Origin of the sequence: Exiguobacterium alkaliphilum 12/1 (assembly GCF_000714435.1) — a bacterium.
Lineage (GTDB): Bacteria > Bacillota > Bacilli > Exiguobacteriales > Exiguobacteriaceae > Exiguobacterium > Exiguobacterium alkaliphilum.
This window is the reverse complement of the sequence record NZ_JJMW01000019.1, coordinates 63,500-86,407: the sequence shown is the minus strand read 5'-3', so window position 1 is coordinate 86,407 and position 22,908 is coordinate 63,500. Positions and strand designations below refer to the sequence as shown.

21 protein-coding genes, 2 pseudogenes and 1 riboswitch are annotated in these 22,908 nt (G+C 55.4%); of the genes and pseudogenes, 1 reads left to right on the top strand and 22 read right to left on the bottom strand.

The genetic code is table 11. The features are described from left to right. Positions 1 to 48: 48 nt before the first annotated feature. The 10 genes from acpP to RT52_RS03280 all read right to left on the bottom strand — a co-directional run bounded on the left by acpP (position 49) and on the right by RT52_RS03280 (position 9,387). Positions 49 to 288 (bottom strand): acyl carrier protein, encoded by a 240-nt coding sequence (gene acpP / locus RT52_RS03325; RefSeq protein WP_034808956.1) that lies wholly within the window; start codon positions 286 to 288, stop codon positions 49 to 51. Between the two features lie 58 nt (positions 289 to 346). Further along, complete coding sequence (gene fabG / locus RT52_RS03320) at positions 347 to 1,087, bottom strand: 3-oxoacyl-[acyl-carrier-protein] reductase (RefSeq protein ID WP_034808958.1); 741 nt, start codon at positions 1,085 to 1,087, stop codon at positions 347 to 349. Beyond that, positions 1,080 to 2,000 carry an ACP S-malonyltransferase gene (gene fabD / locus RT52_RS03315; protein ID WP_034815067.1) on the bottom strand — a complete coding sequence of 307 codons (921 nt, stop codon included), beginning with the start codon at positions 1,998 to 2,000 and terminating at the stop codon, positions 1,080 to 1,082. Before fabD ends, fabG begins: the two co-directional genes overlap by 8 nt. Positions 2,001 to 2,018: 18 nt before the next feature. Beyond that, positions 2,019 to 3,014, bottom strand: a complete 996-nt coding sequence (plsX, locus tag RT52_RS03310; RefSeq protein ID WP_034808962.1) for a phosphate acyltransferase PlsX — start codon at positions 3,012 to 3,014, stop codon at positions 2,019 to 2,021. Continuing rightward, positions 3,011 to 3,580, bottom strand: a complete 570-nt coding sequence (gene fapR / locus RT52_RS03305) for a transcription factor FapR (RefSeq protein WP_034815065.1) — start codon at positions 3,578 to 3,580, stop codon at positions 3,011 to 3,013. Before fapR ends, plsX begins: the two co-directional genes overlap by 4 nt. Before the next feature lie 85 nt (positions 3,581 to 3,665). Next, on the bottom strand, positions 3,666 to 5,696 hold the full coding sequence (gene recG, locus RT52_RS03300) for an ATP-dependent DNA helicase RecG (RefSeq protein WP_034815064.1): 2,031 nt from the start codon (positions 5,694 to 5,696) through the stop codon (positions 3,666 to 3,668). Next, positions 5,683 to 6,570, bottom strand: a complete 888-nt coding sequence (gene sdaAA / locus RT52_RS03295; protein WP_034808968.1) for an L-serine ammonia-lyase, iron-sulfur-dependent, subunit alpha — start codon at positions 6,568 to 6,570, stop codon at positions 5,683 to 5,685. Before sdaAA ends, recG begins: the two co-directional genes overlap by 14 nt. 12 nt (positions 6,571 to 6,582) lie before the next feature. Then, positions 6,583 to 7,245, bottom strand: a complete 663-nt coding sequence (gene sdaAB / locus RT52_RS03290) for an L-serine ammonia-lyase, iron-sulfur-dependent subunit beta (protein ID WP_034808970.1) — start codon at positions 7,243 to 7,245, stop codon at positions 6,583 to 6,585. Between the two features lie 62 nt (positions 7,246 to 7,307). Next, a complete protein-coding gene (locus RT52_RS03285) occupies positions 7,308 to 9,002 on the bottom strand; it encodes a DAK2 domain-containing protein (protein WP_034815062.1) in 1,695 nt (564 codons plus the stop codon). 22 nt (positions 9,003 to 9,024) lie between these two features. After that, entirely contained in the window at positions 9,025 to 9,387 is a 363-nt protein-coding gene (locus RT52_RS03280) for an Asp23/Gls24 family envelope stress response protein (RefSeq protein WP_034808973.1), read from the bottom strand. A 252-nt stretch (positions 9,388 to 9,639) separates the two neighbouring features. Between RT52_RS03280 and rpmB the strand changes: the two genes are divergently transcribed. Then, positions 9,640 to 9,828 (top strand): 50S ribosomal protein L28, encoded by a 189-nt coding sequence (rpmB, locus tag RT52_RS16150; protein WP_015881349.1) that lies wholly within the window; start codon positions 9,640 to 9,642, stop codon positions 9,826 to 9,828. Between the two features lie 57 nt (positions 9,829 to 9,885). Here the strand turns inward: rpmB and RT52_RS03275 are convergent, their stop codons facing one another. The 12 genes and pseudogenes from RT52_RS03275 to coaBC all read right to left on the bottom strand — a co-directional run bounded on the left by RT52_RS03275 (position 9,886) and on the right by coaBC (position 22,849). Continuing rightward, on the bottom strand, positions 9,886 to 10,473 hold the full coding sequence (locus tag RT52_RS03275; protein WP_034808974.1) for a thiamine diphosphokinase: 588 nt from the start codon (positions 10,471 to 10,473) through the stop codon (positions 9,886 to 9,888). After that, positions 10,473 to 11,045: an energy-coupled thiamine transporter ThiT gene (gene thiT, locus RT52_RS03270; RefSeq protein WP_034808975.1), complete on the bottom strand. Its 573-nt coding sequence runs from the start codon at positions 11,043 to 11,045 to the stop codon at positions 10,473 to 10,475. The genes RT52_RS03275 and thiT overlap by 1 nt, the downstream gene beginning before the upstream one ends. 75 nt (positions 11,046 to 11,120) lie before the next feature. Further along, positions 11,121 to 11,220: riboswitch (TPP riboswitch) on the bottom strand. A 19-nt stretch (positions 11,221 to 11,239) separates the two neighbouring features. Beyond that, a complete protein-coding gene (gene rpe / locus RT52_RS03265; protein WP_034815060.1) occupies positions 11,240 to 11,896 on the bottom strand; it encodes a ribulose-phosphate 3-epimerase in 657 nt (218 codons plus the stop codon). Between the two features lie 4 nt (positions 11,897 to 11,900). Then, on the bottom strand, positions 11,901 to 12,785 hold the full coding sequence (rsgA, locus tag RT52_RS03260) for a ribosome small subunit-dependent GTPase A (RefSeq protein ID WP_034815058.1): 885 nt from the start codon (positions 12,783 to 12,785) through the stop codon (positions 11,901 to 11,903). A 46-nt stretch (positions 12,786 to 12,831) separates the two neighbouring features. Next, positions 12,832 to 14,775, bottom strand: a complete 1,944-nt coding sequence (gene pknB / locus RT52_RS03255; RefSeq protein ID WP_034815056.1) for a Stk1 family PASTA domain-containing Ser/Thr kinase — start codon at positions 14,773 to 14,775, stop codon at positions 12,832 to 12,834. 5 nt (positions 14,776 to 14,780) lie between these two features. Further along, positions 14,781 to 15,515 (bottom strand): Stp1/IreP family PP2C-type Ser/Thr phosphatase, encoded by a 735-nt coding sequence (locus RT52_RS03250; RefSeq protein ID WP_034815466.1) that lies wholly within the window; start codon positions 15,513 to 15,515, stop codon positions 14,781 to 14,783. An 8-nt stretch (positions 15,516 to 15,523) separates the two neighbouring features. Then, positions 15,524 to 16,609 carry a dual-specificity RNA methyltransferase RlmN gene (gene rlmN, locus RT52_RS03245; RefSeq protein ID WP_034808979.1) on the bottom strand — a complete coding sequence of 362 codons (1,086 nt, stop codon included), beginning with the start codon at positions 16,607 to 16,609 and terminating at the stop codon, positions 15,524 to 15,526. Positions 16,610 to 16,611: 2 nt separating this feature from the next. Continuing rightward, on the bottom strand, positions 16,612 to 17,940 hold the full coding sequence (rsmB, locus tag RT52_RS03240; RefSeq protein WP_034815055.1) for a 16S rRNA (cytosine(967)-C(5))-methyltransferase RsmB: 1,329 nt from the start codon (positions 17,938 to 17,940) through the stop codon (positions 16,612 to 16,614). Between the two features lies 1 nt (position 17,941). Further along, positions 17,942 to 18,913, bottom strand: a complete 972-nt coding sequence (fmt, locus tag RT52_RS03235) for a methionyl-tRNA formyltransferase (RefSeq protein ID WP_256440919.1) — start codon at positions 18,911 to 18,913, stop codon at positions 17,942 to 17,944. Next, a pseudogene (def, locus tag RT52_RS16695) lies at positions 18,902 to 19,327 on the bottom strand (peptide deformylase); the annotation flags it as partial. The pseudogene def and the gene fmt, both read right to left, overlap by 12 nt. An 11-nt stretch (positions 19,328 to 19,338) precedes the next feature. Then, positions 19,339 to 21,662, bottom strand: a pseudogene (priA, locus tag RT52_RS03225) (primosomal protein N'). Then, positions 21,659 to 22,849: a bifunctional phosphopantothenoylcysteine decarboxylase/phosphopantothenate--cysteine ligase CoaBC gene (gene coaBC / locus RT52_RS03220; RefSeq protein ID WP_034815054.1), complete on the bottom strand. Its 1,191-nt coding sequence runs from the start codon at positions 22,847 to 22,849 to the stop codon at positions 21,659 to 21,661. The pseudogene priA and the gene coaBC overlap by 4 nt, the downstream one beginning before the upstream one ends. Between the last annotated feature and the right edge of the window lie 59 nt (positions 22,850 to 22,908).

Sequence of the window (22,908 nt, the reverse complement as noted above, 5' to 3'; positions counted from 1 at the left end):
CCAAATAGAAGCATGCCCACCGCTCGGAATGAGCGGTGGGAAGCTGGATTACACTTTTGTTTCGATATACGCGACGACGTCGCCGACCGTTGCGAGTTTCTCTGCATCTTCGTCCTCGATCGTGATGTCGAACTTGTCTTCGAGGTCCATGACCATTTCCATCACTTCGAGCGAGTCCGCGCCGAGGTCGTCCTTAAACGATTTGTCAGCCGTTACTTCTGCCACGTCTACGCCGAGCTTCTCGGCCACTGCTGCTTGTACGTCTACTAAGATTTGTTCTTTTGTCATGATAAAATCCCTCCAGATTAAAGTATATAAAATGTGTTGTGATTGGTAAAGTTCTGTTTTACGCCATTGTCATGCCGCCGTCGACGGCAATCGTTTGACCGGTGACGTAGGCGGCTTTGTCTGATGCGAGGAACGAGACGAGGTTCGCCACTTCTTCGACTTGACCGAAGCGATTGAACGGGATTTGCCCGAGCGTCGCGTCGCGTTGCGCTTCCGTGAGCGCATCGGTCATATCGGTCTCGATGAATCCAGGACAAACGGCGTTGACCGTCACGTGGCGACCGGCAAGTTCACGGGCGACCGACTTCGTCAATCCGATAAGTCCAGCCTTCGCCGCCGCATAGTTCGCCTGGCCGGCATTTCCGGTAATGCCGACGACCGAGGCGATGTTGATGATGCGCCCAGCAGATGACTTGAGAAGTGGGCGCGTCACGGCTTGTGACGTCAAGAACGCCCCTTTCAAGTTCGTCGAGAGCACATCATCAAAATCGGCCTCTTTCATGCGCATGAGCAATCCGTCACGCGTGATGCCGGCGTTGTTGACGAGACAGTCGAGACGACCGAACGTCTCAATCGTCGTCTTGACGAGCGCCTTCACATCATCGGCGTTCGAGACGTCGGCCTGAACGGCGATCGCCTCGCCACCATTTTCTTCAATCGCGGCTACGACCGCGTTTGCTTTCTCGACACTACCCGAGTAATTCACGACGACCCGAAAGCCGTCCTCCCCTAAACGCTTCGCGATGGCGGCCCCAATTCCTCGGGACGCACCGGTCACGATGGCTACATGGTCATGCACGTACTTCTCCTCCTAACGATGCCACTTCCTCTAACGTCGTCACTTGCTTGAGCGTCACGTTCTTGTCGATTCGCTTAATCAAGCCTGAAAGCGGCGAGCTCGGCCCGAATTCGATGAACGTATCGACGCCTGAGTCAATCGCTTTACGGACACAATCCTCAAAACGGACCGATGCGTACAGTTGCTCGGCAAGTAACGCCTTTAGCTGATCCGGGTCCGTATGGACGTCAGCATCGACGTTCGAGACGATGCCGATTGACGCCGGCTTGAACGGCGACGACGCTAAGACGTCTTTGAAGCGTGACGCAGCAGGCATCATGTAGGCGCTATGGAACGCCCCTGAGACGTCGAGCGGCAAGACACGTTTCGCGCCCGCTGCCTTCAGTTCCGTCTCTGCTTGCTTAATCGCGTCGACGTGCCCTGAGATGACGAATTGACCCGGACAGTTATAGTTGGCGATTTGTACAAGGTTGCCGCTAGCACTGATTTTTTCGGTGACGTGGAACGCTTCGGCGACATCGGTCATCCCGATCACCGCTGCCATCGTCCCGTCTTTCACCTCGGACATGAGTTTCCCGCGTTCACGTACGAGAACGCTCGCCTCTTCCAAATCGATGACGCCCGCGATGACGAGGGCCGCATATTCGCCGACGCTGTGACCGATGACGACATCTGGCGCCGCCCCGGTCTCCCCATACGCGAGTGCGAGCGATGCCGCATGCGCCACGATGGCCGGTTGGGCCACCTCGGTCTGTTGAAGCTCTTCTTTCGACCCGGCTGCCATCACATCGAGTAAGTCAAACCCGAGGCGACGACCAATCGTTTGTAACGTTTCAGGACGGTCTAAGAACGTTTGGCCCATGCCGACGGCTTGTGAGCCTTGTCCCGGAAATATCCATGCTGTCTTCCCCATGTACTCACCTTCTTTACTTTAATCTGCGGTCTTCGCAGTGGCTTGTTTGATTTTAGCGACGACGTCGTGCTCCACCATGATTTTCGCTTGTTTGAGCGCGCTCATGATGGCGAGGGCGTCGCTCGATCCGTGGGCCTTGATGACAGGTGCGTTGATGCCGAACAATCCGGCCCCACCTTGCTCACGGTAATCTAGCGTCTGTTTCAATTTTTTCAACTTCGGTTTTAAGACGAGAGCAGCAAGCTTCGAGACGACGTCGCTCGTGAATTGCTCTTTCATCATCTTCATGAGCATCGACGAAGAGCCTTCGACACCTTTCAATAAAATGTTTCCGGCAAATCCTTCCGTCACGATGACGTCGACGTCGCCTGACATCGCCTCTCGGGCTTCGACGTTACCGACGAAGTGGACCGGTGCTTGTTCAAGGAGGGGGAACGCTTCTTTCGTCAGCGCATTTCCTTTCCCTGCCTCGGTCCCGATATTGAGGAGTGCGACGCGCGGACGACTGACACCGCGGACGTGCTCCGCATAGAGCGAACCCATGATGGCGTAGTCGACCAGATGTTCAGGCTTCGCGTCGGGGTTCGCCCCGACGTCTAGAATGACGACGCCGCTTCCCGTATATGTAGGGAACGTTGGCGATAGGGCCGGGCGTTCGATTCCTGGAATCCGTCCGATGACGAATAACGAGACCGCCATGAGCGCCCCAGTATTACCCGCTGAAACGAGTGCGTCGGCTTTCCCGTCTTTGACGAGTTGTGCCGCCACGACGAGCGAGCTGTCTTTTTTACGGCGAACCGCCCGGACCGGCTCGTCTTCTCCGGTGATGACTTCACTTGCAGGCACGATTGTGACCCGCGAATCGGTCAATCCGTAGGAAGCGAGCTTCACCGCGTCCCCGACTAAAAAGAGTTCCATTTGTTCGTTCGGGAAGCGGTCGACGAATTGCTTGACGCCATCCACGATCGCTTTCGGGGCATGATCCCCGCCCATTGCATCGATTGCTAACTTCATGCTTGTTCCTCCTCACCGCGACGATAAATCGTGAAGTCTCCACTGAAGACACATTCATCGCCAACATAACTTTCCACTGTGACGTCCGTCCGTCCGTCCCGACGCAGTTTGATCACACGAGCCTTGGCAACGACTCGCTCACCGAGATGCACTTGGCGACTAAAGCGGATTTCCGCTTTAGTGGTCAACGCCAATTCATCGTTGATGAGCGCCACCGCTAACGAGTTGGCCTGGGCGAACAAGACGTGCCCCCGGGCGATTTCGTTGCGGCTAAAGACGTGTTCTCGCTCTATGTCGAGGACCGAGATGGCCGATTCGTCAAGTTTCAAGTCAATCATATCACCGATGACCTCGCTCATCGCGAGCGACTTCACTTCATCGAGGTGTTCTGAAGCAACATGCTTGATCCGTTCCCGTACTTCCGGAATCTTTAGCTCCATCCGATCGAGTCGAATCGTTTGAATGCTGACAGCGAACTGTTTGGATAGTTCGTCGTCCTTGATGAACGGGTTTTGTTCAATCGTTTCTTGCAGCAAGCGTTGCCGCTCTTTCTTAGGTACCCGCATTCAGTTCCCTCCTAAACTCTATGCTAAAGAACTTAATACCTGGTACTAATAGCAGTATATATTCTTTAGGTTTTATTTTCAAGTGTTATTCTAACCTTTCGCCGACGAGCAAATCGAGACGCTTCAAATAGTCGCGAAGCGGTCCGTATGCCGGTTCGTGCCAAAACGTGTCGCTACCGAGCAGACGGACCGCGTCTTGCATCGCGACCTCCATTACTTTCAGGTCGAGGACGGGATCGGCGACACGGAAGCTCGGCAGGCCGCTCTGGGCCGTCCCGAAGAAGTCACCCGCCCCTCGCAGCTCGAGATCTTTCTCGGCCAAGACGAAACCGTCGTTCGTCTCGGTCATCGTCTTCAGGCGCAACTTCCCGACGTCCGATTTCGGGTCGCCGATTAAAATACAGTACGATTGGTCGGCACCCCGTCCGACACGTCCTCTCAATTGGTGCAACTGCGCCAAGCCGAACCGTTCGGCGTCGTGGATGATGATGAGCGAGGCGTTCGGTACGTTCACGCCTACCTCGACGACCGTCGTCGAGACGAGCACTTTTAACTCAGCGGCCGCGAACGCCTTCATGACCTCATCTTTTTCGCTACTCGCCAACTTCCCGTGCATGAGACCAATCGCCGTACTCGGGAAACGCTGTTGCAACAGTTCAAAGAGCGCCGTCGCACTCTCGACTTCGAGCGTATCCGATTCCTCGATGAGCGGCGCGATGACGTACGCTTGGCGCCCGAGAGCGAGTTCCCGTTCGACCATCGTATGGACGCGTTCGATTTGGTCGGGTTTGGCCCAATACGTCTCGATCGGTTTTCGGCCGGCCGGCATTTCATCGATTGTCGAGACGTCCATCTCCCCGAACGCACTGATGGCGAGTGTGCGTGGAATCGGGGTCGCCGTCATATAGAGCACATCAGCGAGTTCGGCCTTGTCGCGAAGCATTTTGCGCTGTTCGACGCCGAACCGATGCTGTTCATCCGTGATGGCCAAGTGTAATCGATTGAACTCGACTGGTCCTTGAATCAACGCGTGCGTCCCGACGATGATGTCGACGTCGCCCGCTTTGATGGCGGTGAGCAACTCTGTCCGCGCTTTGCCTTTGACCGAACTCGTGAGTAGCGCGACGCGGATGCCGTACGGCTCGAAAAGGGCTTGAAGTGACGCGACGTGTTGTTCGGCCAATATCTCAGTCGGGACCATGAGCGCCCCTTGGAATCCCGCTCGCACGGTCGCATACAAGGCAATCGCGGCAACGACGGTCTTCCCGCTCCCGACATCCCCTTGTAACAAGCGGTTCATCCGTTCTGGCCGTTCCAGGTCGCCGATGATTTCCCGGACGACGCGCGTCTGCGCACCGGTGAGCGGAAACGCCAACTGTTTGACGAACGCGTTCAACTGTTGCTTGTCGAGTGTGAGCGCGCGTCCTTTCCCGGACCGTTCCATTTTACGAAACGCCTGCAACTTCAATTGATAGAGCAGGCACTCCTCATAGACGTAACTGCGGCGCGCTTGCTTGTACGCGTCGACCGATTCCGGGAAATGCATCCCTCTGAGCATCGAGGCCCGGTCTTTGAGACGATAGCGTTCACGGATTGACGTCGGCAAACGGTCCTCGAACGTCGTCACTTCGTTGAACGCGAGCTTGACGATCCGGCTGAAGTTCTTTTGGGTCAGGCCGGCTCGGAGCGAGTAAATCGGTTGGAGCCCATCCGACAATTTCCCGAACTCGAGATCGGTCGCACTGATCGTCATCCGGTTCATATCCCATTTCCCTTTGACCGTCACGGTCGATCCGAGCGTCAATTTGTCTTTATAGAACGCGCGGTTGAACATCGTCACGTGCACGACGTACCGCTCCTCGAGTAAGAGCCGGAACTGAAGCCGGTTCTTCCCTTTACTATAATAGCGGACGAGCGGTTCGGCTTGCACCGTGCCGCTCCATTTGACGAGATCCCCATGCACGGCCGTCGTCACCGTCCCACTATTATAGTTCTCATAACGAAACGGGACGTGCTCAAGCACGTCCTCGATTCGTTCGAGACCCATCGCCTCTAATTTTTTGGCCATTTCCGGCCCGATACCTTTTAGTGTCGTGAGCGGCTCACTTCTCGACATTTTCTTTCGCTCCGAAGATGTTTTTCTCGAGTCGACGAGCCGTCGGTGTGTTCGCCAATCCGCCACGTGCCGTCTCTTTGAGCGCCGTCGGCATCATTTGACCAATCTCATGCATCGCCGAGATGACTTCGTCACACGGGATGCGCGACGTGATGCCCGCGAGCGCCATATCGGCCGCAACGACCGCATTGGCGCCGCCCATGGCGTTTCGTTTCACGCACGGCACTTCGACGAGCCCGGCGACCGGGTCACAGACGAGCCCGAGCATGTTTTTCAAGGCGATTGCGAACGCTGTCGCCGACTGTTCTGGCGTCCCGCCGGCAGCTTCGACGATTGCCGCAGCCGCCATTCCCGTCGCGGAACCGACCTCGGCTTGACAACCACCGGCCGCACCAGAGATTGAGGCGTTGTTCGCCACGACGAACCCGAACGCACCGGACGTGAACAAGTAACGGACCATCGCTTCACGGTCCATCTCAAGCCGGTCTTTCACCGCAAAGAGTGTACCCGGTACGACACCAGCGCTCCCTGCCGTCGGCGTCGCACAAATCCGTCCCATCGCAGCGTTCACTTCGTTCGTCCCAATCGCTTTGGCGACCGCATCTAAAATCAAATCGCCGGCGAGCGATTTCCCGGACCGGACGTAGTCTTGCATGAGCACGGCATCGTTGCCTGTGAGGCCGGTGACGGACGTCACGCCTTGGAGCGCACGCTCGACCGCTTCTTCCATCACCTCGAGGTTCCGTTCCATCATCCCGAACACGTCCTCGCGGGACGCCCGACGTACGTGCATCTCTTGCTCAATCATCACTTCCGAGATCGGGACGCCTCGTTCCGTCGCCGTCCGGACCAATTCTTCTACTGATTTAAACATAATCGATTCTCCTTATTCCCCAAAGATGGCTACCCGTTCGATTTGTGGCAACCGTTCAATCTCCGCCAACACGTCTTTTGATAAATGTTCATCAATCTCGATCGCCATAAGCGCTTGTTTGCCTTTTTCATGGCGGCTCACTTCCATATGGCCGATGTTCAGTTCGTGCTTGGCGAGGATGCCCGTCACCGCCGCAATCGCCCCGAAGCGATCATGATGCAAGACGACGAGCGCCGGGCCACCGCCAGATAGTTTCAGTGGGAAGCCGTTCAACTCGGTGATTTCAATCGTACCACCACCAATCGAGATTCCGACGATTTCAAACGTCCCGTCCTCATCCTCGAGATGGACGCGGGCCGTGTTCGGATGGTCCGTCAATGCATCGCTCGTCTCGAACCGGACCTCGATTCCGCGTTCGCGAGCGATGTCAAGCGCTTGTGGGATGCGCAAATCGAACGTATCGAATCCCATGATGCCGCCGACGATGGCGACATCGGTCCCGTGTCCGCGATACGTGTCGGCAAAACTACCGTAAAACGTGATGCGGGCGACGCGCGGTTGCCGACCGAACAACTTCCCAGCCATGAGACCGATACGCGCGGCGCCGGCCGTATGCGAACTGGACGGTCCGACCATGACCGGACCGATGATATCAAACACACTGCGATATTTCATCGCATTTCCCCCTTTCAAAAAACCCTACCTTCATTATACAGAAGGTAGGGCCGAGATACAGCTTATTCCACACTAAAAATATAGGAGTAGAGCGGTTGCTTCCCGTCATGAACTTCGATTTCAATCTCATCGTTCTTCGATTCGATATAAGCCGACAGTTCCGCGACGTCTTCAGCCGATGAACCTTCTCCTGTTAAAATCGTGATAATCTCATCGTCTGCATCGATGAGCGCGTCGACGAGTTGTTTTGCCGCTTCGAGACTCGAAGCCGAAGAGGCGACGATCTTCTTCTCGGCAATGGCCATATGGTCGTCTTTCCGAATCTCGACACCGTCGATACTCGTATCACGGACGGCGTACGTCACTTGGCCAGACTTGACCGCACTTGCCGCCGATTTCATGCCTGACTCGTTCGTCTCGACGTCCGCCTCTGGATTGAAGGCGATTGCCGCTGCGAGTCCTTGTGGGACCGTCTTCGTCGGGATGACCGAGACACCGCATGGGGCGACCGAAGCTGCTTGCTCCGCTGCCATGATGATGTTTGAGTTGTTCGGGAAGATGAAGACGTGCTCGGCGTTCGCCGCTTCGACTGCCTTGACGATATCTTCCGTCGATGGGTTCATCGTCTGCCCGCCTTCGATGACGTGTGCTGCTCCGAGTGAGCGGAACAAGTCGCTGACGCCTTCACCCATCGCAACCGTGACGATTGCGTATGGCGCTTTTGGTTTCGGAGCTGTCGCTACTGGAGTCGGTTGGACACCGTGTTGGTTCGCGCCGTGCTCTTCTTCGAGAATCGTCGAATGCTGTTGACGCATGTTCTCGATTTTGACCGCGACGAGCTCGCCGAAACGTTGTCCTTTCGTGATGACGTCTCCTGGCGTCTCGACGTGGACGTGAACTTTGAGCAATTCTTCGTCGGCGACGACGAGGAGCGAGTCTCCGAGTTCAGACAGTTCGTTCCGGAACGCATCTTCATTGAACGGTGCGTCTTTCAACTTCTCATCTTGGAAACGAACCATGATTTCCGTGCAGTAACCAAATTCGATGTCTTCGGTCGACATGAATCCTTGGGCCGCATGGGCGTGATGTTCGGCTTCGATGAGCGCGTCCATGACCGGTGTGTGCGGTTTTTCAAGTTCTTTCCCTTCGAGCGTGGCGAGGAACCCTTCATAGATGACGAGTAACCCTTGGCCGCCAGAGTCGACGACGCCGACTTCTTTCAATACCGGAAGCAAGTCCGGTGTGCGATCGAGCGACGCTTTCGCCTCAGCGACGATTCGCTCCATCAATTCGTTGAAGTCACTTGTCGACTCGGCCGCGACGAGTGCCTCGTCTGCCGCTTCACGGGCGACCGTCAAAATCGTTCCTTCAACCGGTTTCATGACCGCTTTATACGCCGTATCGACACCGCGTTTGAGCGCCTCTGCGAAATCGAGAGTCGAGAGTTCTGACTTGCCTTCAATCGACTTGCCGAATCCACGGAATAATTGACTTAAGATGACGCCTGAGTTCCCACGCGCCCCCATCAATAACCCGCGCGCAAATTTCGCCGACACGTCGGCCGCGTTCTCCGTGTTGAGTGCCGCGACTTCCTTCGCTCCTGACGTCATCGTCAAGTTCATGTTCGTTCCTGTATCCCCGTCTGGGACCGGGAAAACGTTAAGCGAATCCACGTAATCCGCATTTTGACTTAAGTTGGCTGCTCCGTTTGCGATCATGTTCGCGAGCACCAATCCATCTAGACGTTTTAAACCCACACCAAATCCTCCTCCGTTTCCGTCAGTCATTCGTCAGCCGAACGCCTTGGACGAATATGTTTACTGACGAAACGTTTAATCCTAACGTTTCACCGAGCGTGTACTTCACGCGACTTTGCACGTTGTATGCCACTTCTGACACTTTCGTACCGTAGCTGACAATAATGTGCATGTCGATATGTACATCATCACCATCTTGTCGTACGACGACACCGCGCGCGTAGTTCTCACGTTTCAATAGTTCCGCGATTCCGTCTTTCAATTGAGCTTGAGACGCCATGCCGACGACTCCGAAACATTCCATCGCCGCGCCACCCGCGAGTGTTGCCACGACGTCGTTCGTAATGTCAATATTGCCATATGTTGTCTTCATATCAATTGCCATATGGAGTAGCCTCCTTCATTCGGAATGATTCCTTCACTACATTCTACAATATCTACCTCGTTATTTAAAGGACCTGCTCCTAAACTCGGTCAATTGTGGTCGTAACCCTCATCCATTATTAAAATCCTTACCAGTAATGTCAAGTTTTTTTCTTGTCATACTATTATTTTCTAGTTGCATCGGGAAAAAACCCGTGCTAATATAAACGAGTGTCTATTAGGACGAACCCACATAAAAAAGGAGGGGAAACGCATGGCACGTAAATGCTACGTAACAGGTAAATCACCTAAGTCAGGTAACAACCGTTCGCACGCACTCAACAAGACGAAACGTACTTGGGGTGTAAACGTACAAAAAGTTCGTATTCTCGTTGACGGTAAACCGAAACGCGTTTGGGTTTCAGCTCGCGCTCTTAAATCAGGTCTCGTTGAACGCGTATAATCTTATACACGAACGAAACAAATCCCAGCGGCATGCGCCGATGGGATTTTTTTGTGCTTATTTTTTGACGTACAAGACGAGGACCATACCGTCATGTACGACGAGTTCTGCCGTTTTTGCGTCCCACTCGTTTGAAATCGTCAACGCCTCGTGGCTGACGACGTCGTGACGGTCGAGCGGGTATTTGACGCCACGGATCGTGACGTTCGCCCGCTTCCATGGAATGAGCGACAAATAATGGTCGTCACGCCGCGCAAGCGCGTGTCGGCCCTCCCGTGCGAGAGAGACGATTTGGCCGTCGGCATAAAGACACATCTCCGGGTAAGCCTCGAGCAACCCGATGTTCCCGAGCGTCATGTCGAGCCTGCCTCCGAGCGCCCCGTAGACGAGCATCTCGTCAGCCCCATGCCCGCGTGCCGCCTCGAGGGCGATCTCGAGGTCGGTCACGTCTTTTTCAGACGGATAGCGTAACGCCTCATCCGGTACGACTCCCGTGAACGAATCGAAGTCGCCGACGACGAGGTTCGGTTCAATCCCTTGGGCGAGGAGCGTCGCGTAACCCCCGTCGACAGCGATGACGTAATCGACGTCGTCGGGAAGAGACGGAACGGGTGACGGACTAGCCGCCACAATCAAGACACGCATTAGCGGACGTCCCGCGTGGCGAGCGTCGCGAAGCGCGGCGCCGTCGTGAACAAGAGCACGAGCACGATCGTCGCAATCAAGAAGGACGGGAGCATATACGTCATGTTATAGCCGAGCGAATAGGCGACGACCGGCCCTTCCGCATATTGGGCGAAGAAGACGATTCCCGACAGGACGTGCGCGGCGTAACGGAGGAGCGAACCGAGGAGCGCCCCGAGCACCAAATAGAGGACGAGCGTCTTTTTCGAACCGTCTTTGGCGGCCCGTTTCACTTGTCCGGCGAAGACGCCCGCCATCCCGACGAGGCCATACGCGAACGTGTAGTCGACTAAAAATTGGACCGGCGTGAAGATGTAGGCGCCGAACAGCAGTTGGAGCGTCCCGACGAGCGCGCCGGTCGCGAGACCGCCTTTTAATCCATGGCGATACGCCATCACGAAAATCGGCAACATGACGAGTGTGATCGACCCACCTTGCGGCATCCGATACGGCATGAGCAAATCAAAGATCAAGGCGAGCGCCGAGAAGAGTGAAATCTCAATCAGCGCCTGTAGTGTTAATTTTTGTTTCATTTTCCATTTCCCCCTTTATCGTAAAGAACGACAAAAAGCAGCATGACGTAAACGCCATGCTGCTTGGATTCGCAACGTGCATTTTCGCCACATCCCTACGTCCGTGTGAACGGAACAGGTTCAAAGGGTTAGCGCATGCCTCTCAGCCACAGATGTGACACCCCTTGCGACAATATTTGTTGTTCTATCCTCGATTATACACGAGATGCGTTGCGAATGCCATCGATTGCTGCTTTATAGTCCGGTTCGTTGTAAATCGCCGAGCCCGCAACGAGGACGTCAGCCCCTGCGTCGATGCACAGTTTCGCAGTCGTCGCGTTCACGCCGCCATCAATCTCGATTTCAAAGTCGAGCCCACGTGCTTGACGCATCTCGCGGAGTGCTGCGATTTTCGGAACGACCGACTCGATGAACGCCTGCCCCCCAAAGCCCGGGTTCACGGTCATAAGAAGCACCATGTCGACGTCTTGGACGACATGCTCAATCGTACTGATTGGCGTATGCGGGTTCAAGACGACCCCACTTTTCGCCCCGGCCGCCTTGATTTGTTGCAAGACGCGATGTACGTGATTCGTCGCCTCGACGTGGATCGTGACGATGTCCGCTCCCGCTTTAATGAAATCATCGACGAACCGTTCCGGCTGGTCAATCATCAAGTGGACGTCCAATACCATGTCGGTCTTTTGACGTAAGCTCGAAAGGACAGGCAAGCCAATCGAGATGTTCGGGACGAACTGTCCGTCCATGACGTCAAAATGGATATAATCGGCCCCGGCCGTCTCGACCGCTTTCACTTCTGCTTCTAGGTTGGCGAAGTCCGCCGCTAAAATCGATGGTGCAATTTTAATCATCAGTTCAGTACCTCCGTTGTCTATCGTTAATCTCTTCCATAAACGTAACATAGTTGTCGTAACGAGTGGAAGCGATTTCGCCCGATTCGACGGCCGCCTTGACGGCACAGCCCGGCTCGTTCACGTGGGCACAGCCCCGGAACTTGCAGTCGTCATGTCGTTCGACGAACTCGGGGAAGCACCAACGCAACTCTTCCGCTTCGAGCTCTTGTGGGAACTCGAGGCTTGAGAAGCCAGGCGTGTCGGCGACGAGACCACCGCCGAGTTGAATTAGCGTGACATGACGCGTCGTATGCTTCCCGCGGCCGAGCGACTTCGAGATTTTCCCGGTCGCAAGCTCAAGTTCAGGCGCGACGGCGTTCAACAGTGAACTCTTCCCGACACCGGTCTGACCCGCAAATACACTTGTCTTCGCCTCGAACAAGTCCCGTATCGCCTCGACCCCAGACCCTTTCTCTGTCGACGTCTCGATGACGTCATAGCCAATCGACCGATAGAGCGAAGCCGCCTGTTCAATTGCTTCCATCTCATCCTCATTCAGCAGGTCCATCTTCGTCAACACGATGATCGGATGAATCTGTTTCGATTCAATCAAGACGAGAAAACGATCGAGCAAGTGATACGAGAAAGCCGGTTCCTTCACCGAGAACAGTAAGAACGCTTGATCGATATTGGCGATCGGTGGTCGGACGAGGTGGTTCGACCGCTCGTCGACGGCTAAAATGTAGCCGGTCCCGTCTTTTTGATCTTGAATCTCAACATCGTCTCCGACGACCGGCGAGATGTTGCGATTACGGAAATTTCCGCGTGCACGACAGCGAATCTCTTGCTTTGTTTCTGTCATGACATCGTAAAAACCGCCTTGTAGGCGAATGATCGTTCCTTTCATCCTGTTTCCTCCTAGAAAAAGAGGTGACGCGCACGCCACCTCTTTGTTATTGTGCATCCTTCGCTTGGGCGTACGTGACCGAGTCGGTCCGAACGACTTCCCCATCGACTTCAATCGTCGCCGTCCCGACTTCATCAGGCGCGATGACGAGCGTATAGGAGTATGTCGTCGTCTCCGTTATCTTATCACGGAGCACTTCAATCTCGCCACGCGCATCGACCGTCCGAATGACGACCTCGACGGGCTCAGGCGTCTCGCCTTCTGCCGGTGGTTCAATCTCAACGCTCACTTCTCGTTCGATGGACGCATCCGTCGGTTCGACACCGAGCGAGACGATGACCGTCAATTCCGTACCTGGGTCAACGGCCGTGCCTGCTGTCGGCAGCTGGCGGATGATTTGGTTCGAAGGTACGCTCGTCGAATACTCGTCACGCTTGACGATTTTCAAGTTGTTTTGTTCGGCGTACGTCGTCGCTTCTTCGAACGTGTAACCGGCCAAGTTGGCAAGTTCGATTTTATTGCTGCCCGTCGACACGACGAGCGTGACCGTCACTTCTGACGGGACGACTTCTTCGCCCGGAGCGAGCGATTGTGAGATGACATCTCCGTTATCGACCGTCTCCGAAGCTTCTTTTTGGATGTCGATATCCGTGAAGTCCAAGTCTTTCAACGTTCGCTCTGCCGCCGACTGGGACAACCCTTCGACGTCCGGCATCCGGACCGTCTCTTTCCCTGCCGAGACGACGAGCGTGACCGTCGTACCGCGTTTTGGCTTCCGTCCGGCCGGTGGATTTTGTGAAATGACGTTACCAGCTTCGATGTTGTCACTAGCCCGTTCCGTCACATCGACGACGAAGCCCGAAGCCTCGAGTTCTGTCGTCGCCTCGTCTTCAGTCATTCCGACGACGTCAGGTACGACGGACCGTGACATCTCGTCTGCGACGACGTACGCCCCGATTCCACCGCCGATGAGTAACAGCGCGAGCAATAACCAGAGCCACCATTTGCGTTTCTTCGGTTTCTTGGCGTCCGGTTTCGGCTCGACCGGTGCGACCGGTTTCGACGGCTGCTCGCTCGGTGGCGTCGTCTCTTCCGCGACGACCGGTGCCATGACGAGCGTCTGGTCGAACGCATCTTGTTCCGCATTCACTCGTTTCGGCTCGTTCGCGCGCGCCGGGTCGAGTGAAGTCATGCAGTCTTTCTTGAATGAGGCGACCGACGTGTGTCGTGCGCCTGGCGATTTCGCGAGCGCCTGCATGATACAGTTCTCAAGCGCTTGCGGAATCTTCGGGTTCAAGTCCATCGGTCGAATCGGGTCGTCTTGCAGATGCTGAAGTGCGACGGCGACCGGCGTCTCTCCGATGAACGGAACACGTCCGGTCACGAGTTCGTACAACACGGCACCGAGCGAATAAATATCCGATTTCTCGTCGGCGAACTTTCCACGTGCCTGCTCTGGTGAGAAGTAATGGACCGAGCCGAGCACCGACATCGTATGCGTGAGCGTCGCGTTCGACATGGCGACGGCGATTCCGAAGTCGGTCACTTTCACGTTGCCGTTTTGGTCGATCATCATGTTTTGTGGTTTGATGTCGCGATGGATGATTCGGTTCGCATGGGCGTGGTCAATTGCATCACAAATCTGTCCCATGATGCGTAACGCCTCTTCGACAGATATGTATTCTTCTTGCAAATATTGTTTGAGCGTCATCCCATCGACATGCTCCATGACGATATAATAGATGTCTTGCTCATCCCCGACGTCATAGATGGCGACGATATTCGGATGGTTGAGGCTAGTTGCCGCGTGGGCTTCTCGTTCGAACCGTCGGATAAACTGTTCGTTATGCGAGAATTCAGATCGTAACACTTTGATGGCGACAGTACGGTTCAAAATCTCATCGTGGGCCCGATAGACATTTGCCATACCCCCGCTGCCGATTTGCTGTTCGATCCGATAACGATCGTTAATTCGTTCTCCGCTTCGCATCGGATTCATCCTCTCTTTCTATCTGTGAATTGGACGATGGCGACGGTAATGTTGTCGCTTCCGCCCAAGCGGTTGGCTTGATCGATCAATTGATCGGCTTTGACGTCAGCAGAAATCGGACGTTCGAGCACGAGCAATATATCTTCATCCGTCAAGTGATTCGTCAACCCGTCCGTACAGATTAGAATCGTGTCGAATTCAGGTTCGGCAAATACTTGTAAATCAGGTTCGACGTGCTCGTTAGAACCAATCGCGCGCGTGATGATATTCCGTTTCGGATGGACCCGCATCTCTTCCTCGGTCAGTTCACCGAGCTGTTTCAAGACGTTGACGTAAGAATGGTCTTCGGTCAACTGATGCAGCGCCCCGTCGCGTAACGCATAGACGCGGCTGTCCCCGACGTGAACGATGACGATCGTCTCATCGTGCCAGCACACCCCGGCAATCGTCGTCCCCATCATGACGAGGTTCGACTGTTTTGAAAAGGCGAGCACTTGTTCATTGGCTAGTTCCACGTTGTCGCGGAACCACTGCTCCATTTCCATCGGCGTGGCCGGAAGCGTCGGGAAAGCGCGTCGGAACTGTTCGATGACGAGTTCACTCGCGACTTCCCCGGCTTCATGCCCGCCCATCCCGTCGGCAACGAGGGCGATTCCGGCGTGCTCGTCCCCTAAAATCAGAACGGCATCCTCGTTTTGCGTCCTCACTTGCCCACGGTCGGTTCGATAGGCTAATTCCATCTTTCCCATTACCTCGTTTCTTGTTCGCGCTCCTTCGCTCGAAGCTGCCCACAAGCGGCATCGATATCCGAACCTTGTTCGCGACGAATCGTCACGTTCACTTTTCGATCTTTGAGCACTTTTTCAAAGGCAAAAATTTGTTTACGCGGTGTGCGGACGTAGTCACGCTCGAGTACGTGGTTGACCGGAATCAAGTTGACGTGACATTTGACGCCTTTCAACAAGTCGGCGAGTTGATGCGCGTGCTCTTCCGTGTCGTTGACGCCGCCAAATAAACCGTATTCGAACGTGATGCGGCGACCGCTCTTCTCCGTATAGTAATTGACGGCTTCCATCAACTTATCCAAGTTGTAGGCCCGGTTGATCGGCATGAGACGTGTCCGGATTTCCGTCGTCGGCGCGTGAAGCGAGATGGCGAAGTTGATACGCATCCCTTCATCGGCGAACTTGTAGATTTTCGGTACGATCCCACTCGTCGACACCGTGATGTGGCGTGAACCGATGTTCAAGCCGTCGTCGTGGTTGACCGTGCGCAAAAAGCGCATCAATTCGTCGTAGTTATCAAACGGTTCGCCGATTCCCATGACGACGATCGAGTCGACACGTTCACCGCTCGCGTCGAGCGCGCGTTGGACGTCGAGCACCTGGGCCGTGATTTCACCGGCTTCTAGGTTACGTTTCAAACCGCCGAGCGTCGAGGCACAGAACGTGCAGCCGATGCGGCAGCCGACTTGGGTCGTGACACAGACCGAGTTGCCGTACTCATGGCGCATGAGCACCGTCTCGATGGAATAACCGTCTTGAAGCTCGAACAAGAACTTGATCGTCCCGTCCTGTGACTCTTGACGGACGAGTTCTTTGAGCGTCGTCAATTGGAACGCCGCGTCTAATTTCTCGCGGAGCGGCTTCGAGACGTTCGTCATGTCGTCGAACGATGTCACCCGCTTGACGTACATCCAGTCGTATAACTGTTTCGCGCGGAACGACTTTTCTCCTGCCTCGATGAGCCACTGTTCGAGCTCTGCGTACGTGAGGGAATAAAGTGACGGTTTGGCACCGACCAATGGATTTTTTTCAACTGCTTTTGGATTCATGTTTATACCTCTTTCTTGAATGCGGCGATATAGAAGCCGTCCGTCCCGAACGACGTCGGGAGTAATTTAAGTTCAGCACGGTCCGATGGCACCATCGAACGTACAGCGTGCGGGAGTCGCTCACGGAGCGTGTCATCCCACGTCAATCCGTTCGACAAGATATAGTCGGCCTGCTGCTCATTCTCAGACGGGTCGATTGTACATGTCGAGTACACTAGCGTACCACCTCGTTTTAAGAGAGGCAAGACAGCGTCGATAATTTCCCGCTGGACTTTCGGTAGCCCTGCGAGTCCGGCTTTGTCTTTTGTCCACTTGATGTCCGGTTTCCGGCGAATGACGCCTAACCCTGAACACGGGACGTCGAGCAAAATTCGGTCAAAGCTCTCTCGTTCGAACTTGTCTCCGGCGCTACGCGCATCGAGGGCAAGTGCGGTCACTCCATCGATCTGAAGACGTTTCGCTTGGCGTTCAATCAATTTTGCTTTGTGCGGGTGCAAGTCGAGCGCCGTGAGCGAGCCACCGTCCATCCGTTCGGCCGTATGCATCGCTTTACCGCCCGGGGCGGCACATGCGTCGAGCACGTCATCATTCGCGTCGACACCGATCGCGTCGGCGACGAGCATCGAACTCTCATCTTGAACGGAGAGCAACCCTTCATCAATCAAGGATGTCGCGTGGACGTTCCCCGATTCGATGACGAGCCCGTCTTCTGACAACTCGGAACGTGACGTCAGTACCCCTTCGTCGGCTAAACGGTTCATCACCGCCTCGACGGTCGTCTGTTTCCGGTTGACCCGGACGGTGACCGGTGCCGGCTCATTGTTCAATTTACACATCGCCTCTGTCGCTTCGACGCCGTACGTATCGACCCAATCGGCGACGAGCCAATCGGGATGGCTATGTTCGATGGCGATGCGTTTCACGTCCGGCAATGTCGACAAATCAGGGAATCCGTCGCGAAGCACGTTTCGGAGTACGCCGTTCACGAATTTACCAGTGCCCGAATGGCCACGCTTTTTCGCGATTTCGACCGCCTCATGCAAGACGGCGCGGTCAGGCACTTTGTCGAGATAAAACAGTTGATACACACTCATGCGCAACAACGGCAAAACGAAACGGTCGAGCTTCCTCGGATTCTGAATCCGTTTCTCTAAAATATAATCGAGCGTCCGTTTCCGCCCGAGCGTCCCGTAGACGAGTTCTGTGTAGAGGCCGACATCTTTCGGGGCCAACTTCTTTTGTTTCAACAAATCGTTGACGGCAATCGTCGAATAGGCCCCGCCTTGTTCAATTTTAATCAGCGTATCAAGCGCTGCTTGTCTTACGTTCATGTCATCCTCCTAATTGGTCGCCCACTTGCAGTTTCTGTCCAGCTCCACGCATGAACGTGGCACCGTCCATTTGTTTTTTTCCAGCCGGTTGTAACAACGTCACTTTGATGGCGACATCATTTCCGGTCGCGACGACAAATCCGTCCTCCTCGAGGCGGACGATCGTGCCCGCTTCCCCGCTGCCCGTCGTCTTCTCGCTCGCGAACACTTTGACGCGTTCTCCGGCAATCGTCGTATAGGCGGTCGGGAACGGGTTCATCCCGCGGATATGGTTGTAAATCGTTTCGCCCGGTTGCGTCCAGTCGAGCGCTTCCCGCTCGCGACTGATGTTCGGCGCGAACGTGACGTCTTGCTCGTCTTGCGGCACTGCTTCAATCCAGCCTGCCAAAAATGCCGGTAGCGTCCGAATCAACAAGTCAGAGCCAGAAACGGCGAGCTTGTCGAACAGTGTGCCGACCGTATCCGTCTCCTCGATTGGCACAATCGTATTCGCAATCATGTCACCCGCGTCGAGCTTATCGACCATATACATGATCGTGACGCCCGTCTCGCGCTCTCCGTCGAGAATCGCTTGATGAATCGGCGCCCCGCCGCGGTACTTTGGTAGCAATGAAGCGTGAACGTTGATGGCGCCGTGTGGCGGTGCCTCTAACAGCTCCGTCGGGACGATTTGTCCATATGCGGCCGTCACGATCAAGTCTGGCTTGAGCGCGAGGATGTCCGCATAATCGGTGCGAACTTTTTCCGGCTGCAACACCGGAATGTCGTGGCGAAGCGCACACGCTTTCACCGGTGTCGGTTTCAATTCACGTTTGCGGCCGACCGGTTTATCCGGTTGCGAGACGACACCTACGACATTGTATCCTTCTTCGAGCAGGCGCTCAAGCACAGATACGGCAAACGTCGGCGTTCCCATGAAGACGATTCGCTTGTCCGTCCCTTTATCCGGAACGGCGAGCTTATCCGTGAACAACACACCATCTAAGTGGTCAATCTCATGTTGAATCGCTCGAGCGAAAAACCCGCTCGCTTTCACGCGCTGCTCGCGCCCTTTTAAATCTTGTGTCTTGACGACAATCGTCTCATGGCGTTCGACGAAACCGAATTCACCCGGAATGCTCAAACAGCCTTCGAGCCCGACTTCTTGACCCGACGTCTCGATGATCTCCGGGTTAATCAAGACGAGCGGTCCCGTCTCGTCATCCGTATGGACGACGGCGAGACGTTGGTTCAAGTTCACTTGCGGCGCGGCGACGCCGACCCCGTCATACTCGTACATCGTGTCGAACAGACGGTCGACCGTTTGACGCAACTTTTTATCAAACTTCGTCACCGGCTCACAGACGACCCGTAAAATCTCGTTTGGTACTTCTACTACTTTATACATCAAGTTCCACCTCACATGAATACGTATGGATTTACATCGATACTCAATTGATATTCTTTTTTGCTTATCGCTTTCGCCCGTGCCTGTTGGAGCGTGGCGAGCGCCGGATAGAGCGACTCGGGCTGTTTCGTCTTGATGAACAGCTGATAGCGATACATATTTTTCAATTTTGACAGCGGCGCCGGCATCGGTCCGTTCAATCGCGATTGGTCGATGTGCATGTTCATAAAGTCTTCGGCGAACTGCTCGGCCTCGGTCTGCGCGACGAGCGGGTTCTCGGCCGCGATCGTGACGAGCGTGACGTACCAATACGGTGGATGCGTCCCGACTTGCCGCAGTCGCATCTCCTGCTCATAAAATGCTTCATAGTCATGTTCACTCGCCGTCTCGATGACGTAATGCTCCGGGTTGTACGTTTGGACGTACGCCTCTCCCGGAAGCTTACCTCGACCGGCACGGCCCGCCACTTGTGTGACGAGTTGGAACGTGCGCTCGGTCGCCCGAAAGTCCGGCATGCCGAGCGTCGCATCGGCCGCGAGTACCCCGACGAGCGTGACGTTCGGGAAGTCGAGCCCTTTGGCAATCATTTGCGTGCCGAGCAAGATGTCGGCCTCGCCGTCCTCGAACCGTTTCAGCAGTTGTTCATGCGCCCCTTTGCGTGACGTCGTGTCTTGGTCCATTCGGATGATTCTCGCGTCCGGGATGCGGTTGAGCAGCTCCGTCTCGATTTTCTGGGTACCGGTACCGAACTGTTTAATTTTTTACTGTCGCACGATGGACATTTGGATGGCATCCCCATCTCATAACCACAATAGTGACACTTCAATCGATCGCCGTGTTGATGATACGTCAAGTTGACGGCACAGTGCGGGCACGTCAGTCCCTCCCCGCAATCCCGACACATGACGAACGTCGTGAACCCGCGCCGGTTGAGCAAGATGACACATTGTTCTTTTTTCGCGATGCGGTCGTTGATGGCGACAAACAAATCTTCCGAGAACATCGTCGTGTTGCCTCGTGCGAGTTCGCGCCGCATATCGATAATGTGCACCGGCGGCATCTTACCACCGTAACGCTCTTTCAAATGAAGATAGCGATAGACGCCGCGTTGCGCCCGTGCATACGACTCGAGCGACGGTGTCGCACTGCCGAGCACGACCGGACAGCCGTGATAGCGGGCCCGCCAAATCGCCACGTCCCGCGCATGATAGCGCGGGTTCTCTTCTTGCTTATACGTCGTCTCATGCTCTTCATCTAAAATGATGAGCCCGATGTTCTCGAGCGGGGCAAATACGGCCGAACGGGCCCCGACGACGACGTCGACTTCACGGCGCTTGATTTTACGCCATTCGTCGTATTTCTCTCCTTGGGAAAGCGCGCTATGGAGCACAGCGACGCGGTCCCCGAAACGGCGTTTGAATCGCTTCACCATCATCGGGGTCAAACTGATTTCCGGGACGAGTAAAATCGCTTGTCTGCCTTCATCGACGACTTGGCCAATCGCTTCGAGATATACTTCAGTCTTTCCGCTCCCTGTCACGCCATGCAACAACAGCGTCTCCCCGGCCTCCGCTTCACGAATCGCTCTCACGGCGACCGTCTGACTGTCGTTTAACTCGACCGTCTCGGTCACTTGCTCAATCAAGGCGTACGGGTCACGATTCAATTCAACCTCGGTCACCCGGACGGCGCCGAGCGCCTCGAGTTTTTGAAGCTGTGCCCGTGACAGGCCGATTTGCCTGAGCGACGACCAATACATGCGGGGCACGTCTTCAAGCAGACGCATCGCTTCTTGTTGCTTTTTCGCCCGGGCCGGAACGACACTCGCATCCAATCGTTCGATGACGAGGTCTGTCTTCACGGTCCGTTTTTCTTTTAATACAGGCGACAACGAGAGCTCGCCTTTTTTGGCGAGATCGAGAATGACGGACTGGACGTCTTTCGGATATTCCGACAAATGTGTACCGGCCCGAACCCCTTCCGGGAGCACCTCGCCTTTTATCTCTTTGTCATAACTGACTTTGAGCGCGGCCGGGAGCATGGCGAGTAAGGCTGATGATCGGAAACAGAGCGTCGTCTGTTTCACGTGGGTCGACAAATCGAGCAGCTCATCGGTCAAGGACGATTCCTCATCAAGAAGTGCCTCGAGCGGCTTGAGCCCGTCCCGGGTCCCTTCGGACAGACCGGTGACGATTCCAAGGAGCCGCCGCGTTCCGAACGGGACCGAGACACGCATCCCCGGCTCGATGAGCGATTCGAACTGGACCGGCACTTCGTAATCGAACGGCCGGTCAATCGTGATGACCGGTGCATCGACGTGGACGTGTGCAATCATCGAATCGCTTCCTTAAATTGAAGCAACAGCGCATGCGCCAACTCCTGTTTCGATTGGCGCGGTAGCCGGTGAACCGTGCCGTCCGCACGGAAGAGGGTGACCTCGTTCTCGTCTGCCCCGAACCCGATGCCCGGTGTCGCCACGTGATTCGCCACGAGATAATCGACACGCTTTTTCTCGAGTTTGGCGCGGGCATGCGTCTCGAGCTGCTCGGTCTCGGCGGCGAAACCGACGAGTATTTGGTCCCTTTTCTTCATCCCGAGCGTCTTTAATATATCTGTCGTCTCTTCGAGCTCGATCGTCAACGGCCCATGGACTTTCTTATGTTTCTCGGCATGGACGGTCGTCGGTCGATAGTCGGCGACCGCGGCCGATTTAATGACGAGGTGCTGGTCGTCGAAATGTGCGAGCACCGTCTCGAGCATTTCCGCGCTCGACTCGACGGGGAGCGCGGTCACGCCGTCGGGAATCGGGATTTGAAGCGGCCCGTGCACGAGCGTGACGTAGGCGCCCATATCCCGGGCCGCCTCGGCGAGGGCGACACCCATCTTCCCGGATGAGTCGTTCGAAAGGAACCGGACCGGATCAATCCGTTCGACCGTCGGGCCGGCTGTCACGAGCACGCGTTTACCGAGGAGATGTTTTGGGACGAATTGGCTCGCGATGATGCGCAGTAAGTCTTCCGGTTCCGGCAGACGTCCTCCGCCAATCCAACCGCAGGCGAGGTTGCCGACGCCAGGTTCAATGATTTGATACCCGTATGATTTGAGCGTCTCGATGTTACGGCGCGTCGCCGGATGGTCGAGCATGTTGACGTTCATCGCCGGCGAGATGATGACCGGACACGTCGCCGCTAAAATCGAAGTCGTGATAAAATCGTCCGCTAACCCGTTCGCGAGCTTTGCAATCATGTTCGCCGTCGCTGGTGCGACGACGATCAAGTCACTCGTATCCGGGACGTCGATGTGCGCGATTTTTGTCGGGTCATGTTCTTCGAACACATCCGTATAGACCGGATTCCGGCTGAGCGCTTGGAACGTCGCTTGACCGACGAACTGCTCGGCAGATGCGGTCATGGCGACGCGCACGTTCGCGCCCGCTTGTACGAGTTTCGACGTGAGTGCACACGCCTTGTAAGCAGCGATCCCACCGCTCACACAAAGCAAGATGTTCCGATCGTTCACCATTCACCATTCTCCCCTTTATAGACAATGAGACCCAAGTCGCAAACGACTTGGGTCACACT

What these genes read in the sequence shown, in the direction of transcription:
- plsX (WP_034808962.1), bottom strand. Translation starts at nt 3,014, where the DNA reads ATGAAGTTAGCAATCGATGCAATGGGCGGGGATCATGCCCCGAAAGCG.
- rpe (WP_034815060.1), bottom strand. Translation starts at nt 11,896, where the DNA reads ATGATTAAAATTGCACCATCGATTTTAGCGGCGGACTTCGCCAACCTA.
- sdaAB (WP_034808970.1), bottom strand. Translation starts at nt 7,245, where the DNA reads ATGAAATATCGCAGTGTGTTTGATATCATCGGTCCGGTCATGGTCGGA.
- rsgA (WP_034815058.1), bottom strand. Translation starts at nt 12,785, where the DNA reads ATGAAAGGAACGATCATTCGCCTACAAGGCGGTTTTTACGATGTCATG.
- RT52_RS03280 (WP_034808973.1), bottom strand. Translation starts at nt 9,387, where the DNA reads ATGGCAATTGATATGAAGACAACATATGGCAATATTGACATTACGAAC.
- thiT (WP_034808975.1), bottom strand. Translation starts at nt 11,045, where the DNA reads ATGAAACAAAAATTAACACTACAGGCGCTGATTGAGATTTCACTCTTC.
- recG (WP_034815064.1), bottom strand. Translation starts at nt 5,696, where the DNA reads ATGTCGAGAAGTGAGCCGCTCACGACACTAAAAGGTATCGGGCCGGAA.
- RT52_RS03275 (WP_034808974.1), bottom strand. Translation starts at nt 10,473, where the DNA reads ATGCGTGTCTTGATTGTGGCGGCTAGTCCGTCACCCGTTCCGTCTCTT.
- rpmB (WP_015881349.1), top strand. Translation starts at nt 9,640, where the DNA reads ATGGCACGTAAATGCTACGTAACAGGTAAATCACCTAAGTCAGGTAAC.
- acpP (WP_034808956.1), bottom strand. Translation starts at nt 288, where the DNA reads ATGACAAAAGAACAAATCTTAGTAGACGTACAAGCAGCAGTGGCCGAG.
- pknB (WP_034815056.1), bottom strand. Translation starts at nt 14,775, where the DNA reads ATGCGAAGCGGAGAACGAATTAACGATCGTTATCGGATCGAACAGCAA.
- rsmB (WP_034815055.1), bottom strand. Translation starts at nt 17,940, where the DNA reads ATGAACGTAAGACAAGCAGCGCTTGATACGCTGATTAAAATTGAACAA.
- fapR (WP_034815065.1), bottom strand. Translation starts at nt 3,580, where the DNA reads ATGCGGGTACCTAAGAAAGAGCGGCAACGCTTGCTGCAAGAAACGATT.
- RT52_RS03250 (WP_034815466.1), bottom strand. Translation starts at nt 15,515, where the DNA reads ATGGAATTAGCCTATCGAACCGACCGTGGGCAAGTGAGGACGCAAAAC.
- sdaAA (WP_034808968.1), bottom strand. Translation starts at nt 6,570, where the DNA reads ATGTTTAAATCAGTAGAAGAATTGGTCCGGACGGCGACGGAACGAGGC.
- rlmN (WP_034808979.1), bottom strand. Translation starts at nt 16,609, where the DNA reads ATGAATCCAAAAGCAGTTGAAAAAAATCCATTGGTCGGTGCCAAACCG.
- coaBC (WP_034815054.1), bottom strand. Translation starts at nt 22,849, where the DNA reads ATGGTGAACGATCGGAACATCTTGCTTTGTGTGAGCGGTGGGATCGCT.
- fabD (WP_034815067.1), bottom strand. Translation starts at nt 2,000, where the DNA reads ATGGGGAAGACAGCATGGATATTTCCGGGACAAGGCTCACAAGCCGTC.